The following is a 16,560-nucleotide window of genomic DNA, read 5'->3' as shown; positions in this document are numbered from 1 at the left end:
CCTCACTTGTCGGAGCTGATTCGGCGGGCCAGCAGGTAGTTGATGAACGAGACGGACGCGATCAGCAGGAACAGCACCAGCGCGACGGCGCCCGCGTACCCCCACCGGAACCGCTGGTTCATGACGTCCAGCAGGTACATCGTGATCGTCTGGAACTGCCCCTCCGTGCCGCCGGAGAGCCCGCCTGAGCCGCTGGTGAACATCAGCGGCTCGGTGAAGAGCTGCAGACCGCCGATGGTGGAGATGATCAGCGTGAAGATGATGGTGGGGCGCAGCTGCGGGATGGTGATCGACCAGAACTGGCGGCGTTGCGAGGCGCCGTCGAGGGCCGCCGCCTCGTACACGTCCTTGCTGATCGACTGCATCGCCGCGAGGTAGATCAGGGCGTTGTAGCCCACCCACCGCCAGTCGACCATGGTGGCGATGGCGAACCAGGAGGCGAAGCGGTTGGCCCGCCAGTCGATCGGGCCGAGACCGACCAGGTCGAGCAGCCAGTTCATGAGGCCGAAGTCGCGGGCGTAGATCATCGAGAAGATGAGCGCCACGACGGCGGTCGAGGTGATGATCGGCATCGCGATGGCCAGCCGGAAGAACATCTGGCCGCGGATGCGGCGGTTCAGGGCGTTGGCCAGCATCAGCGCGATGAGCAGCTGCGGGATGGTGGAGAGCGCGAACATCCCGAAGGTGTTCACCACCGCGTTCCAGAACTGCGGGTCGTTCGTGAACAGCTCGACGAAGTTGTCCAGACCGACGAAGCTGATCGTCGCGTTCATCGGTGACCGGTCGGTCATCGCGATCCAGAACGTGTAGACGATCGGGTAGACGCCGAAGATCGCGAAGAGCACGAAGAACGGCAGGACGAAGACGTACGGGGTGAGGCGCAGGTCCAACCGGTTCAGCTGCCGGCGGCGCGCCGTTGAGTGCCGCGGCGCCGGACGCGGCCCACGGGCCGAGGCGCCCGGTGGCGCGGGGGTCTTCAGGGAGCTCATGAGCGGTCCTTCACACTCGGCGGCGCCTCGTGGGGCGCCGCGGCAGGGCGTGTTGACGCGGGTCACGGGTGGTGCCGGAGCGGCACCACCCGTGAGCGCGTCGCAGCCGTTACTTGCCTGCTGCCTGGCCGTTCTTCACCGCGTCCTGCCAAGCGGCGTCGGCGGCCTTACCCTGCTCGATGCTGCGCAGCGCGTTCTCGACCGCGTCCCGGACGGCCTGGTTCTTCGGGCCGAGGTAGACCGGCTTCAGCTCCTTCGCGCCAGCGGCGAAGATCTTGCCGATCGGCGCGCCGCTGAAGTACTCGTTGGTGGCGGCGAGCACGGCCGGGTCCTCGAGGGCCTGCGGCGACGAGGGCAGGTTGCCGACCTTCTTGAACGCCTCGGTCTGGCTCTTGGCGCTGGTCAGGAACTTGGCCAGCTCAGCAGCTTCCTTCTGGTGCTTGCTGGACTTCGGCACGGCCAGCCAGGAACCGCCCCAGTTGCCGCCGTTGCCCGGCGCCTTGGCGACGTCCCACTTGCCGGCCGCCGCGTCACCGGCCTGACCCTTGATGACACCGGTCATCCACGCCGGGCAGCCGATGGTGGCGAAGCTGCCGTTCTTGAAGCCGGCGTTCCACTCGTTCGAGAAGCTCCGCAGGTTGTTCGACAGACCCGCGCTGATCATCTTGGTGGTCTGCTGGAACGCGGTCTGCACGTCCGGGTTCTCGCCGACGACGAGCTTGTTGCTCTTGTCGAAGTAGGTGTAGCCGTTGCCCGCGCCCGCCGTCTGCATCAGCACGATGTTGTAGAAGTTCGTGGCCGAGTCGACGAACTTGTGCTTCTTGTCGGCGGCGGTGAACTTCTGACCCTGGGCGATGAAGTCATCCCACGTCGGCCAGAGGGCGCCGACCTGCTCGCGGTCGGTCGGCAGGCCGGCGGCCTTGAAGAGGTCGGTGCGGTAGCAGACGGCCATGCCGCCGACGTCGGTGCCGAGGCCGAGCACCTTGCCGTCCGGCGTGAGGCCACCCTCCCACTTCCAGGGCAGGAAGTTGCTCTTGAGGTCGTTGGCGCCGTGGTCGGCCAGGTTCACGAACTTGTCGGCCTGCGCGAAGAACTGCACGATCGTGCCCTCTTCGAGGGCGACGACGTCGCCGGCACCGGCACCGGCGGTGATCTGCTGCGTCAGCCGGGTGTTGTAGTCACCGAGGCCGAGGCCCTTGCCGCGCTCCTGGATCGTGACGTTCGGGTGCTCCGTCTGGTACTGCTTGTAGAGATCCTCGTAACCGAAGCCCTGGTCGCCGAAGACGTCGACGACCAGGGTGACCTTGCCGCCGTCCGAATCGGACGACGAGTCGCCGTCGCCGCAGGCGGTCGCCGCGGCGAGCACGGCGACGGACGCGAGCGCGATCGCCGCAAAACGGCGACGTGAGGTGACGCTCATCCTGACCCCTCTCAAGTGGTGAGGCTTGGTGTGTCGTGCGTGGTGGGGGGTGCTGTAGCGGCCCGCGCCGCTCAGCCGGTGGCCGAGGGCGTCTGGGGAGTGCGGAGAAGGAAATTTCCGCCACTCCCCCGGGAGCGCTCCCATGAGATTGCCGGGGCGCTACCAGGGTGTCAATAGACCATTGGGAGCGTTCCCAGATCGTTACCGCCCTGTTTCAGCGGGGCGCTTCAGGGACTTTCGCCAGCCTGACCAGCCAGGTCAGCAGAAGCGGCGCAGCAGCGTGGTGGCGACGGCGGGATCGAAGAACACCGGGTCGAAGCCACCCGTGACCCAGCCCGTCAGCAGAGCCCGCTCCGGATGAGTCGGATCGGCCAGGGCCGCCAGCAGCGTCTGGTAGCCCAGCGGACCACCGATACCCTCCGGCGGGCAGGCGCCCTCCCCGTCCAGGCAGAGCGGGTACCGCTCGTCCTGGTCGGCCGTGAGCGCGTCCTCGACGACCAGGTCGTGCTCCCACCAGTCGCCGAAGTCGTACGTGTAGGAGAACCTGCTGCCCTTGCCGAGCACCGCGTCCAGCCGGACGTCCAGCTCGTCGTGCACCGCCAGGCCCCCGTCCGGGTCCGGTTCGCCGTAGGCCACCGTGTCGACCTCGAACGAGTGCAGGTGACAGTCCCGCCAGCCCATCGCGTGCTGCGCGACCCGGTGCAGCCGGTCCAGCGTGTAGCCGGCCGGGACGAGCACCCGACGCCAGATGGGCGGGCGGACGCCGGCGAGGGACATCTTCAGCTGGAAGATCTGACGCGGCATGCTGTCCTGCCCTCCCGCGGCTTAGGCTGCGAGCATGATCTGCCGAGCGTGCCGGGCCCGGCGGCACGACGACTGCCCGGGCCGGAACTGGTGCGACTGCCAGCACCGTACCGCCGAACCGACCCCTCCGGTCACCGGTCCGGCCGGCGAATGACGGTCGGAATTCCGATCCGGCGAATCTGGCCCGAGCCGTCCGCCGAGCCGCTCGACGACGCGGCGTTGACCGGCCTCTACAGCCGCGCCGACCAGCCTCGACTGCGGGTCAACTTCGTCTCCAGCCTGGACGGCGCGGTCACCGTCGACGGCTTCTCCGCCGGGCTGTCGGGCGAGCCGGACAAGCGGGTGTTCGGTCTGCTGCGGATGGTCTGCGACGCCCTCGTGGTGGCCGCCGGCACCCTGCGGCACGAGGGGTACCGGGCCGTCCGCCTCGACGAGCGCCGACGCGCCTGGCGGCAGGCGAACGGGCTGTCCGCGTACCCGACGCTCGTGGTCGTCTCGGGCTCCCTCGACCTCGACCCGGCGCAGGCGGCGTTCGCCGACGCGCCGGTCCGGCCGATCGTGCTCACCCGCTCCGACGCCGAGCCACCACCCGGCCTCACGGAGGTCGCCGACGTGCTGCGCTGCGGCACCGGCCGGGTCGACCTCGCCGCCGCCCTCGCGGAGCTGCACGGGCGTGGGCTGACGCAACTGCTCTGCGAGGGCGGCCCACACCTGTTCGGCGCGCTCACCGCCGCCGACCTGGTGGACGAGCTGTGCCTCACGGTCGCGCCGCTGCTCGCCGGGCCGGGGCCGGGACGGATCACCGCCGGCGACGCCACCGGGGCGAAGCACCTGCCGCTGCGGCACGTGCTCGCCGCCGACGACGGCGTCCTGCTGCTCCGGCACGCCCGCGACTGACCGTCCCGCCACGCCCCGGGACCGACGCCTCCGGCACACCCCGCGACGGACGGTTCCACCGCCCGCGTACGTGACCGGCCGTCGCGCGGTCGCACACCGAGCGTCGTGAGCCCGAGCGGGCATGGTGTCGTCCGCCGCGTCGCGTGGCGACCTGTCGTACTCCTCGGGCAGGATGCACGTCATGCTTCCCGACCGTGCTGTCCGAACGACCCGAGTCGCCCGATGACCGACGCCGACCTCGACAGCCCGGGCGAGCTGGTCGGCCGGGTGCTGGGCACCGCCGACGCCACGCCGTTGCAGTTCTGGACGGCCGTGGCCCCCGGCAGCTACCTCCAGCTCGACGACGTGGTGGTCACCCGTCGTGAACTGCCCGACCGCGAGCCGGTGACGATCGCCGGGGTGGTCACGCAGGTCCGGGCCCGGCACGAGGGCGCCCAGTTCGACTCGGACGTCTTCGCCATCGCCGACGGCACCCTGCCCGCCCAGGTGCAGGAGGCGGCCGAGGTCACCACCACGCGGGTCGACCCGGAGCTGTACGTGCCGCCGACCCCGGGGGCCGTGGTGCACCGCGCCGAGGGCGACGCGCGCGCCCGCGCCCTGCACTTCGACCGGATGGAGCGACGCATCCCGATGGGGATGGGCCGCGACGGCGTACCGGTCTACCTGAACGCCGACTTCCTCGACGGCAGCCGGGGCGCGCACGTCTCGATCTCCGGCATCTCCGGGGTGGCCACCAAGACGAGCTTCGCCACCTTCCTGCTCTACTCGGTGTTCCGCTCCGGCGTCCTGGGCGGCGACGCGGTCAACGGCAAGGCGCTCATCTTCAACGTCAAGGGCGAGGACCTGCTGTTCCTCGACCACCCCAACACGCGCCTCGACGAGCCGACCCGAGCGGCGTACGCGAAGCTGGGCCTGAGCGCCGGCGCCTTCCCCGACGTGCGGGTGTACGCCCCGCCCCGGGTCGGTGACGCGGCCGGCACGCCGGACGTGAGCAGCCGGTTGACCGGCGTCGACGCCTTCTACTGGACCTTGAGCGAGTTCTGTTCCGACCGCCTGCTGCCGTACGTCTTCGCGGACGCCGACGACGAGCGCCAGCAGTACACGATGGTCGTGCACTCGGTCGCGGCCCACCTGGCCCGTTACGCGCAGCCCGCCGACGGTGGCGTGAGCATCGACGGCGTTCGGCTGGGCTCCTACGGCGACCTTGTCGACCACATCGTCGACCAACTCAACGACGACGAGACCCGCTCCGACTGGGCGGGCAGCGCGGTCGGCCTGGGCACCGTCAACGCGTTCGCCCGCCGGCTGATCGGCAGCAAGAAGGACCTGGCCCGGCTGATCCGCGGCGACCTGGCCGTCCGCCGCCCGCACTCGATCAACACCAGCGAGTCGGCGCAGGTGACCGTCGTCGACCTGCACAACCTCCCCGACCGGGCGCAGCGGTTCGTGGTGGGCGTGACGCTCAAGAGCGAGTTCGAGCGCAAGGAGAAGGCCGGCACGGCCAAGCCGCTGCTCTTCGTCGTCCTCGACGAGCTCAACAAGTACGCGCCCCGGGAGGGCTCCTCCCCCATCAAGGAGGTGCTGCTCGACATCGCCGAGCGCGGTCGCTCGCTCGGGGTCATCCTGATCGGCGCCCAGCAGACGGCGAGCGAGGTGGAGCGCCGCATCGTCACCAACTCGGCGATCCGGGTGGTCGGCCGGCTCGACCCGGCCGAGGCGTCCCGCCCGGAGTACGGCTTCCTGCCGCCGGCCCAGCGCCAGCGGGCGCTGCTCGCCAAGCCGGGCACGATGTTCGTCAACCAGCCGGACATCCCGGTGCCGCTCTGCCTGGAGTTCCCGTTCCCGGCGTGGGCCACCCGGGTCTCCGAGGCGGGCCGCGCCCCCTCGGAGACGCTGCGCTCGATCACCCAGTCCGCCGACCCGTTCGCCGTGGTGGGCTCCGGCGGCGGCAGCGACGACGACATCCCGTTCTAGGGGGCCGGCACACCAATGAAGATCCTGCACACCTCCGACTGGCACGTGGGCAAGGTGCTCAAGGGGCAGTCCCGGGCCGAGGAGCACAAGGCCGTACTGGCCGGGGTGATCGACATCGCCCGTGCCGAACAGCCGGATCTGGTGATCGTCGCCGGTGACCTCTACGACACGGCCGCACCGACCTCGGAGGCGACCCGGCTGGTCACCCGGGCGTTGACCGCGCTGCGCCGGACCGGCGCGGACGTCGTCGCGATCGGCGGCAACCACGACAACGGGCCCGCGCTGGACGCGCTGCGTCCGTGGGCCGAGGCCGCGGGCATCACGCTGCGCGGTGGGGTACGCGAAAATCCGGCCGAGCACGTCATCGACGGCACCACGGCCGGCGGGGAGCGGTGGCAGCTCGCCGCGCTGCCGTTCCTGTCCCAGCGGTACGCGATCCGCGCGCTGGAGATGTACGAGCTGACCGCCGCCGAGACCAACCAGACGTACGCCGACCACCTGGGTCGGGTGCTGGGCCGGCTCACCGAGGGCTTCACCGAGCCGGACCGGGTGCACCTGGTCACCGCGCACCTGACGGTGACCGGCGCGGCGGCGGGCGGCGGCGAGCGGGACGCGCACACGGTGCTCGGCTACGCGGTGCCGGCCACCGTCTTTCCGGCGACCGCGCACTACGTGGCGCTGGGCCACCTGCACCGGGCGCAGCGCGTCGAGGGCCCGTGCCCGGTCCGGTACAGCGGCAGTCCGCTCGCTGTCGACTTCGGCGAGCAGGAGAACGTGCCGTCGGTGACGATCGTCGAGGTGACCGCCAGCACGGCCGCCCGGGTGCGGGAGGTGCCGGTGACCGCGGCGAGCGCGCTGCGGACGGTCCGCGGCACGCTGGCCCAGCTCGCCGAGATCGAGGCGCCGGACGCCTGGCTGCGGGTGTTCGTGCGGGAGCAGCCCCGCGCGGGCCTGCGTGAAGAGGTCCAGGAGCTGCTTCCCCGGGCGCTGGAGATCCGGATCGACCCGGAGCTGCTGGCGGCGCCGGGCAGCGGCACGCGGATCGCGCAGCGGTCGGGGCGTTCCCCCCGTGAGTTGTTCGGCGACTACCTGGACAGCCGGGGCCACGACGACGAGGGCGTCCGGGAACTCTTCGACGAGCTCTTCGAGGAGGTCGATCACTGATGCGGCCGATGCGACTGGACATGGCCGGGTTCACGGTCTTCCGGGACGAGACCACCGTCGACTTCACCGACGCGGACTTCTTCGCGCTGATCGGGCCGACCGGCTCGGGCAAGTCCACTGTGCTGGACGCGATCTGTTTCGCCCTCTACGGCACGGTGCCCCGCTGGGGTGGCGCGCGGGGGTTGGCCAACGCCCTCGCGCCGTCGGCGACCGAGGCCCGGGTCCGGCTGGTCTTCGAGTCCGGTGGCGCCCGGTACGTGGCGACCCGGGTGGTGCGCCGGGACGGCCGGGGCAACGTGAAGACCGCGAACGCCGGGTTGCAGGTGATGCCGGCCGGCTTCGACGTGACCAAACTCGACACCGGGTTGAGCCCGGACGACCTCGGCGAGGTGGTCGCCGGCACACCCGCCGAGATGGAGCAGGCAGTGCTGGAGGCGGTCGGGCTGCCGTACGAGCAGTTCACCAGCTGCGTGGTGCTGCCACAGGGGCAGTTCGCCGACTTCCTGCACGCCAAGCCGGCCACCCGGCAACAGATCCTGGTCAACCTGCTGGGTCTCGGCGTCTACGAGGACGTGCAGAAGAGGGCCACGGCCCGCGCGGCGCAGGCGGAAGCCAAGCTGGACGCGGTCGACCAGGTGCTCGCCGGCCTGACCGGGGTGGACGACGAGGCGGTGGCCGAGGCCGACGCCCTCGTCGACCGGATGGTCGAGCTGGCCGGCGCGGTGACCGAGGCCATGCCCGAACTGGCGGCGGCCCGGGTACGCGCGCGGGAGGCGGCGGCCGCCCTGACCGCGCTCGACGACGAGCTGAGTGTGCTGTCCGCCGTCCGCGCCCCGCACGGGGTGGCCGAGGTGGCGCACGCGGTGGCGGCGGCGCGGGCCGAGGCCGAGGCGGCCGCCACGGCGGTGTCGCTGGCCGAGGAGCGCGAGGAGAAGCTGCGCGGCGAACTGGCGGGCGCCGGTGACGAGAGCGCGCTGCGGCTGCAACTGCGGGCGTACGACGATCGGGACCGGCTGACCGGCGAGGCCGAGACGATCCGCGCGGCGGTGCGGACGGCGGACGAGGAGCACGCGGCGGCGGTGTCGGCGCTGGCCGCCGCCCGCGCGGACGCCGAACGGGCCGAGGCCGAGTTGGAGGCGGCCTTCCGGGCGCACGAGGAGGCGAAGGCCACCGACCTGGCGGTCGGCCTGCGGGCGCACCTGCATCCGGGCGGGCCCTGCCCGGTGTGCGAGCAACCGGTGGCGCGGGTGCCGGCGGTCCCCGCGGATTCGGCGGTGGCCGCCGCGACGGCGGCCGGCAAGGCGGCGCGGGCCGCCACGAAGGCCGCGCAGGCGGTGGTGCAGCAGCGCGACGGCGCGGCGCGCGAGCTGGAGCGGACGCTGGTACAGGCCCGGGCCCGGCAGGATCAGGTGGACGCCCGGCTGGCGGAGGTGGGCGGGCAACTCGCGGGCGCGGCCGAGCCGGCGGTGCTGCGCCGTGAGCTGGCCGAGCACGCCCGGCTGCGACGTGCCCTGGACGAGGCGGCGACCGCCGTGCGGGCGGGCCGGGACAGTGCGCGCCAGGCGCGCGCGGGTGTGGACGCGGCGCAGGAGCGGCTGCGGGCGACCTGGCGGGGCTTCGACACCGTCCGCGACGGACTTGCCCGATTCGGGCCGCCGACGGCGGACCGGGACGACGTGGCGGCCTCCTGGACGGCGCTGACCGACTGGGCGACGGCGGAGGCGGAACGCCGCCGGGCCGACCGGGCCGGCCGGGTCAGCGTCGTCGCCGAGGCCGAGGCGGCAGCCGACGAGGTGCAGCAACGGATCGCCGACATCTTCGCCGCCGCCGACGTGCCGGTCGGCGACGATCCGGTGCACGCCGCGACGGTGGCCGTCGAGCGGGCCGAGGCCGACCGACGCCGGCTGGCCGAGCGCCGCGAGCAGGCCGGCACGTTGCGCGAGCAGCGGGCCGGGCACGAGCGCGAGGCGCAGGTGGCGCGGGCTCTCGCGGGGCACCTGCGGGCCAACAACTTCGAACGGTGGCTGCTCGCGGAGGCGTTGGACCTGCTTGTCGACGGCGCGTCCGGGATCCTGCGGGAGCTGTCCTCGGGTCAGTACGAGCTGGTGCACGACAAGGGCGAGTTCTTCGTGGTCGACCACCACGACGCCGGGCTGCGCCGGGGCGTGCGGACGCTCTCCGGTGGGGAGACGTTCCAGGCGTCGCTGGCGTTGGCGCTGGCGCTCTCCGAGCAGTTGGCCGGCATGTCGACGACCGCCGCAAGCCTGGAGTCGATCGTCCTGGACGAGGGTTTCGGCACGTTGGACGCGGCCACCCTGGACACGGTGGCCGCCACGCTGGAGAACCTGGCCGCCCGGGGTGACCGGATGGTCGGCGTGGTCACCCACGTAGCGGCGCTGGCCGAACGGATTCCCGTCCGCTTCGAGGTGCGCAAGGACGCCCGCTCGGCGCGCGTCGAACGGACCGGCCGGTGAGCGTGGGCGACGCGGCGTTCTTCGTCGACTCCTGGGACCCGTCGTACGGGGCGTCGTTCGAGGCGTCCGCCTCCGGGCCGGCCACGCCGAGCAGCACCCAGGTCGAGGTCGACGTGGAGTTGCCGGCCGTCGACTGGCGGGCGATCGGCGTACGCGCCGACGTGCGGGCGCCGGACGTGGTGCTCCTGGTCGACGGGGTCCGCCGGGTCGACGCGAGCATCTGGACGGCCGAGGAGGACGGCGGGTCGTTTCCGGGGCTGGCGGCGTCGTACGCGGCCGGGGTGGTTCGCTGCGACCTGGGTCGGGGCGCGGCGCAGTTGGCCGGCACGCAGGTGGGCCGGGGTCTGTTCACGGCGAGCCCGTCGGCGCGGGACGTGGTGGCGGGCGCGATCCGCTATCCGGTGCACCGGGTGGGTGGCACGGGTGAGCTGGCGAAGCTGCCGGCGGCCGTGCAGGGCCCGTTGACCGCGTTGGAGGTGGCGGTGTCCGACGCCGTCCGGGTCGACGGCGATCTGTTGGTGGTGGACGGCCCGCTACGCAGTCGCCATCATCTGCCGCGCACGCTCGGCTACATCAAGACCCAGCACAGCCAGTACCTGGACGCCCGGCTGACGGCGGTGGTGACGGGCCTGGCGCCGGGCGAGCGGTCGCCGGTGTTCCGGCTCGGCACGCCGTGGGGTGGTTGGTCGTGGTATTTGCGGCTGCCGGTGGCCGTGGGCGCGCCGTGGGCGGGCATCGTCCGGGTGGAGTGCTCCACCGAGCTGCCCGTCGAGGCGGCGATCGACCTGGCCGACCTGTCGCTTGTCACGTTGCCCCGGTTCGCCTCGACGCCGTACAAGGATCCACGGGCGCCGCAGAACCTGATCCCGATCGCCGGTCTGGAGCGCCGTTTACGCGCGCTGCTCGGCGACTCCCGGCTGCTGCACCGGGCGTTGACCGCCGCGGCGCGCGTCGGTCGCTGAGCGGGCGGTCGCGATGGGGCGTAAACGAGCGGGTGACCGGGTGGTCGAGCAGGTGGACACCGGTCTGGCCGAGCTGGTGCCGTCCCCGGACCGGCCCGGTTCGTGGACGTTGCTGCTGGACGGCGCGCCGCAGTCGCACGTGGACCTGAGCGACCCCACGCACCTGGAGTTCGAGTACGTCCGACGGCTGGCCGCCGCGCTGGACCTGGTCGCGCCCCCGGGCGAGCCGCTGCGGGTGCTGCACCTGGGCGGCGGCGCGCTGACCCTGCCCCGGTACGTGTCGGCGACCCGGCCCGGCTCGACCCAGCGGGTGTCCGAGGTGGACGGCGCCCTGGTGGAGTTGGTACGTCGCGTGCTGCCCTGGCCCGCGGACGCCCGGCTGCGGGTCCGCGTGCAGGACGCGCGGGCCGTGCTGGCCTCGACGCGGGACGCCAGCTACGACGTGGTGGTCGCCGATGTGTTCGCCGGTGCCCGTACCCCGGCGCACCTGACCTCGGTGGAGTACGCCGCCGAGGTGGCGCGGGTGCTGCGCCCCACGGGCTGGTTGTTGGCGAACCTGGCCGACGGCCCGCCGCTGCGGTACGCCCGCAGCCAGGTCGCCACGGTGCGCTCGGTACTGCCAGAGGCGTGCCTCGTCGGCGACGCGGGGGTGCTGCGCGGCCGCCGGTACGGCAATCTGGTGCTGGTCGCCGGACGGACCACTCCTCCGGTACCCGCCCTGACCCGACGGGCGGCCGGCGACTGGTTCCCCGGCCGGGTGGTGGCCGGCGACGAGTTGAACCGCTTCGCCGGCGGGGCGGCGGTGGTGCGCGACGCCGACGCCACCGGCTCGGATCCACCACCGCCCGGTCTGTTCTCCGTCCGCCGCTGACCGACCACCGGGGACCGTGGCCCGCGCCGCCGGAAATTTTTTCGGGGTTTGTTGATCCGCTCGGGGCCTCGCTGCGTACCACCGGGCGGCCCGCCTTGTGGGGGCGGCGTTGGTCACGGACATCCCGGAGGTCTGCATGCATGCGGTGGCGGCCGGTTGGCATGGCGACGCGGTTGGCGCGGACTGGTTGTCCGCGCGGTCGTCGTCACGGTCGACCTCGTCTGCCCGGGGGGTCGACGCCCGAGCCACGTCTCGCCAAAATGGTCCGGTGACGCCCCGACCGGCGCCCGGACGCCACCAGGCGACGACAACCGAGGCCAGCCATTCCGACCAGTTGATCCGGCTGCTCTACGCCGAGCACGCCGGCCCGTTGCTGATGTTCGTCATGCGGCTCACCGGGGGGGACCGGCAGCGCGCGGAGGACATCGTCCAGGAGACGCTGCTGCGGGCCTGGCGCAACGCACACCGCCTCGGCGCGCAGGGGCAGGGATCCCTGCGGCCGTGGCTGGTCACCGTGGCACGTCGGATCGCCATCGACGAGCACCGCAGCCAGGAGGCCCGGCCGCCGGAGACGTACGACCGGGACCTGACCGCGTTCGCCGAGGCGGACAGCACCGACCGGGTGCTGCGCACGATGACGGTGGCGGACGCGCTGCGTACGCTGAGTCAGTCGCATCGGGAGATCCTGATCGCGACGTACTTCCGGGGGCGGACGGTGCCGGAGGCGGCCGAGGAGTTGGGGCTTCCGTTGGGCACCGCCAAGTCGCGGGTCTACTACGCGCTGCGCGCCTTGCGCACGGCTCTGCAGGAGCGGGGGGTGACAGAATGAGCCGGCCGGACCACATGGACGTCGCCGCGTACGCGCTCGGCGTGCTTGACGAGCAGGACACCGAGCGGTTCGAGGAGCATCTCGCCGCGTGCTGGGCGTGCGCGGCCGAGCTGGAGACGATGGTGCCGGTGGTGGGCCTGCTCTCCGGCATCGACGGCGAGACGATGATGGCCCTGGAGCAGACCGCCACGGATCCGGCGCTGCTGGACCGGACATTGGTCGCGGTCCGGGCCGACCGGCGACGCACCAGGTTTCGTCAGATGCTCGCGACCGCCGCGGCGGTGGTGGTCTTCGGCGGGTTGACCGGGTACGGCTTCGTGAGCGTGGCCGGGGACGAGGCGCCGGGCAATCTCGCCGAGCCGTCGACGAGCGCCGGCGTCAACGACCCGCCGACGAGCGCGCCGACCGCGCCGCCGAGCGGTCCGGGTGTCGGCGGCACCGAGGAGGAGGGCGACCAGGTCGACGCCACCGACCCGACGACCGGCGTCCAGACGACGATGTTCCTCATCGAGCGGGAGCACGGCACCCGCATCAACTTCAGCCTCCGGAAACTGCCCGGCCCGCGTACCTGCCGGTTGGTGGTGGTACGCAACAACGCCACCACGGAGGTGATTTCGACGTGGTCGGTGCCCGACGGTGGCTACGGGACCAACAGCCGTCCGCAGGGTCTCGAGCTGAGCGCGTCGACGTCGGCGTTGACGAGTGACATCAAGCAGCTCCAGGTGCAGTCGGTCGACCGTAACGGTGTGGCGAGTCCGCTGGTCACGGTCCCCATGTAGGTTCACGTACCATCATCGACGCCGGCCATTTCCAATGGCCGGCGTCGATTCTTTTTCTGGTCCTGATGATCCGTGCTGGGCGATACGGATGATCGCCGCAATCGGTTCAATCAAAACCAGTGAAATTGACCACTGTTACTTCTTCAACCTTGACAGCCCGCTCGCCGTACCTATGGGTGAACTGCCAAGAATGAGGAGGGCACGTGGCACAGATGAAGCGGACCGTCATCGTCGCGAGCGCGATGGTCGCACTAACGGCCTGCGCTCCCGCAGGTTACGACGGGGCGAACTCGAGCGCGGCCGAGCCGGTCGCCGTCGCCGCGGCCGAGCCCAGCGCGTCGGCGGAGCCCGAGGCGTCGGCATCCGCGGAGGCGCCGGTCGCCGACGCGCCGCCGCCCGCGGACGTCGACCTGACCGAGCAGTTGATCGGTAAGAGCGTGGCCCGAATGGGCAAGGTCGTCACCGACCAGGACGGCTGGATCCTGTACCGCTTCGACAAGGACACCGCCGACCCGCCCGCGTCGAACTGCGTCGACAAGTGCGCGGAGGTCTGGCCTCCGGCGCTGACCGACGGGAACCCGCAGCTCACCGGCGTCTCCGACGACAAGGTCGGCAGCGTGACGCGGCAGGACGGCACCCGCCAGCTCACGGTTGGCGGCTGGCCGGTGTACCGCTACATCGGCGACAAGAAGCCCGGCCAGTGGAAGGGCCAGGCCGTCGGCGGCACCTGGTTCGTGGTCCAGCCCGACGGCAAGAAGAACCTGAGCTGCCTGCCCACCTCCACGCCGAAGGCGGTCGCCCCGCCGGCCGACAGCGGGTCCAGCGACGCCGGCGGTTCGGGCTACTCGTACTGATCCTGGTACCGCCAGGGCACGGCGGTGGCCGGTCGCAGCCGGGGAGGGCGCGACCGGCCACCGCCGTGCCCGAGGCGTTTCGGCGGACGGCGGCGACCGGCTCCGCCGCCTGACCTGGCAGAGTGGCAGGGGTGACCGAGACCGAACCCGCCGCGACCAGGGTGCTGCACCCGCCGGTCGGGTACCGGCTGGCCGCGTCGGTCCGCGCGCTGACCTTCAGCCCGTACGACCCGTGCGCGCGCATCGCCGCCGGCACCTTCTGGTGGGCGACCCGCACCCCGCAGGGGCCGGCCACCCTCGCCCTACGACCGGCGGGCGGTGACCTGCTCGCCGAGGGTTACGGCCCGGGCGCCGAGCACGTGGTGGCCCACGCCGACGGGATCGCCGGGCTGCGCGACGACCTGACCGGCTTCGCCGAGCTGGCAGCGGCGCACCCGCTCGTCGCCCGACTGGCCCGGGAGCACCGGGGACTGCGCATGCCCACCACCGGGCAGGTCTTCCCCCGTCTGCTGCGGGCGGTCTTCGAGCAGAAGGTCACCGGCAAGGAGGCGTACCGGGCGTACGCGGCGACCGTGCGGCACTTCCGCGAACCGGCGCCCGGCCCGTTGCAGCCGCTGCTGCTGCCGCCGGAGGCCGCCGCCGTGGCCGCGACGCCGTACTGGGTGTTCCATCCGTTCGGCGTGGAGCAGCGCCGCGCCGACACGCTGCGCCGGGCCGCCGCGTTGGCCGACCGCCTGGAGCGCTGCGTCGACGCGGCGGAGGCGACCCGCCGACTCACCGCCATCGCCGGCATCGGGCCGTGGACCGCCGCCGAGGTGGTCCGGATCGCGTACGGCGACCCGGACGCGGTGAGCGTCGGCGACTACCACATCCCGAACACCGTGTCCTGGGCGCTCGCCGGCGAGCCGAGGGGCGACGACGCGCGGATGCTGACCCTGCTGGAGCCGTTCCGGGGGCATCGGGGTCGGGTGTGTGTGCTGCTGGAGGCCGCCGGTATCCAGGCGCCGAAGTACGGCCCCCGCGCCCCGATCCGCTCGTTCGCCCGCTTCTGACCGCTCGAACCGGCCCGTCAGCGGCCCGCGCAGAGGCGACGCAAGGTCCGGCCGAGCCACCACGCGTACGCGTGCTGCACGGCCCGGACCGCCGGGCCCCCGGCGCGCGTGAACCAGCGGTCCGGGAGGCTGAACGCGCGTACCTCGAACCAGACCGCGCCGGCGTCGTCCCGGACGACCTCGAACGCCTCCTCGCCGCGCTCCGGGTGCCCGGACATCGTGCCGTAGCCGAAACCGGCCACGCTGAGTGAATCCGTACTCCAGATCACCTGGCACGGCCCCCAGAGGCGGGCCGGCCCGAGGCCCAGACCCACGGTCACCAGCACTCCCACGGTGGCCCTTGGCGCGTCGGTACGCATGCGCACGCCAGCGGCACGGTGCAGCCGCCAGCCCAGCACCGCGTCCGCGGCGGTGTCGAAGCAGCCGTCCGGCAGCCGATACCGGTGGCCCAGGTGGTGGTACCCGTCGGGCAGCGGCCCGTGCCGGGTCGACCCCACCTCCGGGTACGTCAGCTCGGCCACCGCGCCCCCACGACCTCGATCGGACACCAGCCAGGGTACGGGCGGGCCGCCCGTCGATGTTTGCGGCGGCTGTGGTGTGCTTCCCGGGTGAACGTCGAGGCGACCATTGTCCCGGCCGGGGTCGCGGACGCCGGCGAGATCCTGACCGTGCAGCGTGCCGCGTACCTGAGCGAGGCGCAGCACTACGGCGAGCCCTTCCTGCCGCCCTTGACCGAGACGCTGGCCGAGGTCGCGGCCGTGCTGGACGGCCCGGACATCGTGCTCGTCGCCCGCTCGGGGCACCGACTGGTCGGCTCGGTGCGCGCCCACCTGGTGGGCGACACCGCACACATCGGGCGCTTGTCGGTTGCCCCCGACCAGCAGGGGCGGGGCGTCGGGGCCCGGCTGCTCACCGCGATCGAGGAGGCCTGCGCCGGCCGGGCCGCTCGCTTCACCCTCTTCACCGGCGCGGACAGCGCCCGCAACCTCACGCTGTACGAGCGGCACGGCTACCGGATCGTGGCGCACCGCCCGGACCCGAATGGCACCCCGTTGGCCGTGCTGGAGAAAACGGCCGTCAGCTCCGCTCGTAGCGACGCCTGAATCCGGCGACATTTCGGAGTGCCGGGTGGATGGGCGGACAGCCGGCGGAGTCAGGCGGCTTCGCGCAGATCGGCCAGGGTGAGCGGGGTCTGCCGCCGCAGCAGCTCTTCCAGCTCCGCCACCGAGCCGACCTCGCCGAGCACGTTGCGGCCGCCACCGAACCGCTGCGGATATCGACGGGTCAGCCGGTAGCGGTAGCGGCCCCGGATCAGCTCGACGCTCACCCGCCACCGTCCGCAGCAGTCACAGACCCACTCGGCCATTCCGCGAAACTAGCTCTGACCTGCGGTTATTTGATTCGCCCAGGCAGGACGAGGGGCGCGCGGGCGGACACGCCACCGCCGCACCGGCGGTGATCTGCCTCACGACTGTCGGCGCCGTCTGATTG

At 72.5% G+C, this 16,560-nt stretch carries 16 protein-coding genes; 11 read left to right on the top strand and 5 right to left on the bottom strand.

The window, feature by feature from the left end; translation table 11 throughout:
* Nucleotides 1-2: 2 nt before the first annotated feature.
* From ACQPZK_RS08320 to ACQPZK_RS08310, 3 genes are all read right to left on the bottom strand, one after another.
* Nucleotides 3-989: a carbohydrate ABC transporter permease gene (locus tag ACQPZK_RS08320; protein WP_433537722.1), complete on the bottom strand. Its 987-nt coding sequence runs from the start codon at nt 987-989 to the stop codon at nt 3-5.
* Nucleotides 990-1,098: 109 nt separating this feature from the next.
* Complete coding sequence (locus ACQPZK_RS08315; protein ID WP_433537721.1) at nt 1,099-2,409, bottom strand: ABC transporter substrate-binding protein; 1,311 nt, start codon at nt 2,407-2,409, stop codon at nt 1,099-1,101.
* 258 nt (nt 2,410-2,667) lie between these two features.
* Nucleotides 2,668-3,213, bottom strand: coding sequence for a plasmid pRiA4b ORF-3 family protein (locus ACQPZK_RS08310; protein ID WP_433537720.1), 546 nt, complete (start codon nt 3,211-3,213; stop codon nt 2,668-2,670).
* 150 nt (nt 3,214-3,363) lie between these two features.
* On the opposite strand from ACQPZK_RS08310, the gene ACQPZK_RS08305 reads away from it, so the two are divergent.
* The 10 genes from ACQPZK_RS08305 (at nt 3,364) to ACQPZK_RS08260 (ending at nt 15,069) form a co-directional block, all read left to right on the top strand.
* Nucleotides 3,364-4,110 carry a pyrimidine reductase family protein gene (locus ACQPZK_RS08305; RefSeq protein ID WP_433537719.1) on the top strand — a complete coding sequence of 249 codons (747 nt, stop codon included), beginning with the start codon at nt 3,364-3,366 and terminating at the stop codon, nt 4,108-4,110.
* Between the two features lie 222 nt (nt 4,111-4,332).
* On the top strand, nt 4,333-6,084 hold the full coding sequence (locus tag ACQPZK_RS08300; protein WP_433537718.1) for an ATP-binding protein: 1,752 nt from the start codon (nt 4,333-4,335) through the stop codon (nt 6,082-6,084).
* Nucleotides 6,085-6,099: 15 nt separating this feature from the next.
* Entirely contained in the window at nt 6,100-7,248 is a 1,149-nt protein-coding gene (locus ACQPZK_RS08295) for an exonuclease SbcCD subunit D (protein ID WP_433537717.1), read from the top strand.
* Nucleotides 7,248-9,722, top strand: a complete 2,475-nt coding sequence (locus ACQPZK_RS08290) for an AAA family ATPase (protein ID WP_433537716.1) — start codon at nt 7,248-7,250, stop codon at nt 9,720-9,722. The genes ACQPZK_RS08295 and ACQPZK_RS08290 overlap by 1 nt, the downstream gene beginning before the upstream one ends.
* Nucleotides 9,719-10,684, top strand: a complete 966-nt coding sequence (locus ACQPZK_RS08285) for a hypothetical protein (protein WP_433537715.1) — start codon at nt 9,719-9,721, stop codon at nt 10,682-10,684. Before ACQPZK_RS08290 ends, ACQPZK_RS08285 begins: the two co-directional genes overlap by 4 nt.
* 13 nt (nt 10,685-10,697) lie before the next feature.
* Nucleotides 10,698-11,555 (top strand): spermidine synthase, encoded by an 858-nt coding sequence (locus tag ACQPZK_RS08280; RefSeq protein WP_433537714.1) that lies wholly within the window; start codon nt 10,698-10,700, stop codon nt 11,553-11,555.
* A gap of 136 nt (nt 11,556-11,691) precedes the next feature.
* Nucleotides 11,692-12,384 (top strand): sigma-70 family RNA polymerase sigma factor, encoded by a 693-nt coding sequence (locus ACQPZK_RS08275; RefSeq protein WP_355051883.1) that lies wholly within the window; start codon nt 11,692-11,694, stop codon nt 12,382-12,384.
* Nucleotides 12,381-13,163 (top strand): anti-sigma factor family protein, encoded by a 783-nt coding sequence (locus ACQPZK_RS08270; RefSeq protein WP_433537713.1) that lies wholly within the window; start codon nt 12,381-12,383, stop codon nt 13,161-13,163. Before ACQPZK_RS08275 ends, ACQPZK_RS08270 begins: the two co-directional genes overlap by 4 nt.
* Nucleotides 13,164-13,366: 203 nt before the next feature.
* Entirely contained in the window at nt 13,367-14,017 is a 651-nt protein-coding gene (locus ACQPZK_RS08265) for a hypothetical protein (RefSeq protein WP_433537712.1), read from the top strand.
* Nucleotides 14,018-14,148: 131 nt separating this feature from the next.
* A complete protein-coding gene (locus tag ACQPZK_RS08260; protein ID WP_433118955.1) occupies nt 14,149-15,069 on the top strand; it encodes a DNA-3-methyladenine glycosylase family protein in 921 nt (306 codons plus the stop codon).
* Nucleotides 15,070-15,086: 17 nt separating this feature from the next.
* Here ACQPZK_RS08260 and ACQPZK_RS08255 read toward each other — a convergent pair whose 3' ends face one another.
* Nucleotides 15,087-15,617: a DUF1990 family protein gene (locus ACQPZK_RS08255; protein WP_433537711.1), complete on the bottom strand. Its 531-nt coding sequence runs from the start codon at nt 15,615-15,617 to the stop codon at nt 15,087-15,089.
* A 60-nt stretch (nt 15,618-15,677) separates the two neighbouring features.
* Between ACQPZK_RS08255 and ACQPZK_RS08250 the strand changes: the two genes are divergently transcribed.
* Nucleotides 15,678-16,172, top strand: a complete 495-nt coding sequence (locus ACQPZK_RS08250) for a GNAT family N-acetyltransferase (protein ID WP_433537710.1) — start codon at nt 15,678-15,680, stop codon at nt 16,170-16,172.
* 50 nt (nt 16,173-16,222) lie between these two features.
* Here the strand turns inward: ACQPZK_RS08250 and ACQPZK_RS08245 are convergent, their stop codons facing one another.
* Nucleotides 16,223-16,435, bottom strand: a complete 213-nt coding sequence (locus ACQPZK_RS08245; protein WP_433537709.1) for a hypothetical protein — start codon at nt 16,433-16,435, stop codon at nt 16,223-16,225.
* Nucleotides 16,436-16,560: the final 125 nt, after the last annotated feature.

Source organism: Micromonospora sp. CA-249363, from assembly GCF_050950185.1.
Lineage (GTDB): Bacteria > Actinomycetota > Actinomycetes > Mycobacteriales > Micromonosporaceae > Micromonospora.
Note: the sequence above shows the minus strand (reverse complement) of the source record. Positions and strands in the feature narration are given on the sequence as shown.

Coding starts and splice junctions, on each gene's coding strand:
- ACQPZK_RS08320 (WP_433537722.1), bottom strand. CDS start 989: ATGAGCTCCCTGAAGACCCCCGCGCCACCGGGCGCCTCGGCCCGTGGG.
- ACQPZK_RS08315 (WP_433537721.1), bottom strand. CDS start 2,409: ATGAGCGTCACCTCACGTCGCCGTTTTGCGGCGATCGCGCTCGCGTCC.
- ACQPZK_RS08310 (WP_433537720.1), bottom strand. CDS start 3,213: ATGCCGCGTCAGATCTTCCAGCTGAAGATGTCCCTCGCCGGCGTCCGC.
- ACQPZK_RS08305 (WP_433537719.1), top strand. CDS start 3,364: ATGACGGTCGGAATTCCGATCCGGCGAATCTGGCCCGAGCCGTCCGCC.
- ACQPZK_RS08300 (WP_433537718.1), top strand. CDS start 4,333: ATGACCGACGCCGACCTCGACAGCCCGGGCGAGCTGGTCGGCCGGGTG.
- ACQPZK_RS08295 (WP_433537717.1), top strand. CDS start 6,100: ATGAAGATCCTGCACACCTCCGACTGGCACGTGGGCAAGGTGCTCAAG.
- ACQPZK_RS08290 (WP_433537716.1), top strand. CDS start 7,248: ATGCGGCCGATGCGACTGGACATGGCCGGGTTCACGGTCTTCCGGGAC.
- ACQPZK_RS08280 (WP_433537714.1), top strand. CDS start 10,698: ATGGGGCGTAAACGAGCGGGTGACCGGGTGGTCGAGCAGGTGGACACC.
- ACQPZK_RS08275 (WP_355051883.1), top strand. CDS start 11,692: ATGCATGCGGTGGCGGCCGGTTGGCATGGCGACGCGGTTGGCGCGGAC.
- ACQPZK_RS08270 (WP_433537713.1), top strand. CDS start 12,381: ATGAGCCGGCCGGACCACATGGACGTCGCCGCGTACGCGCTCGGCGTG.
- ACQPZK_RS08245 (WP_433537709.1), bottom strand. CDS start 16,435: ATGGCCGAGTGGGTCTGTGACTGCTGCGGACGGTGGCGGGTGAGCGTC.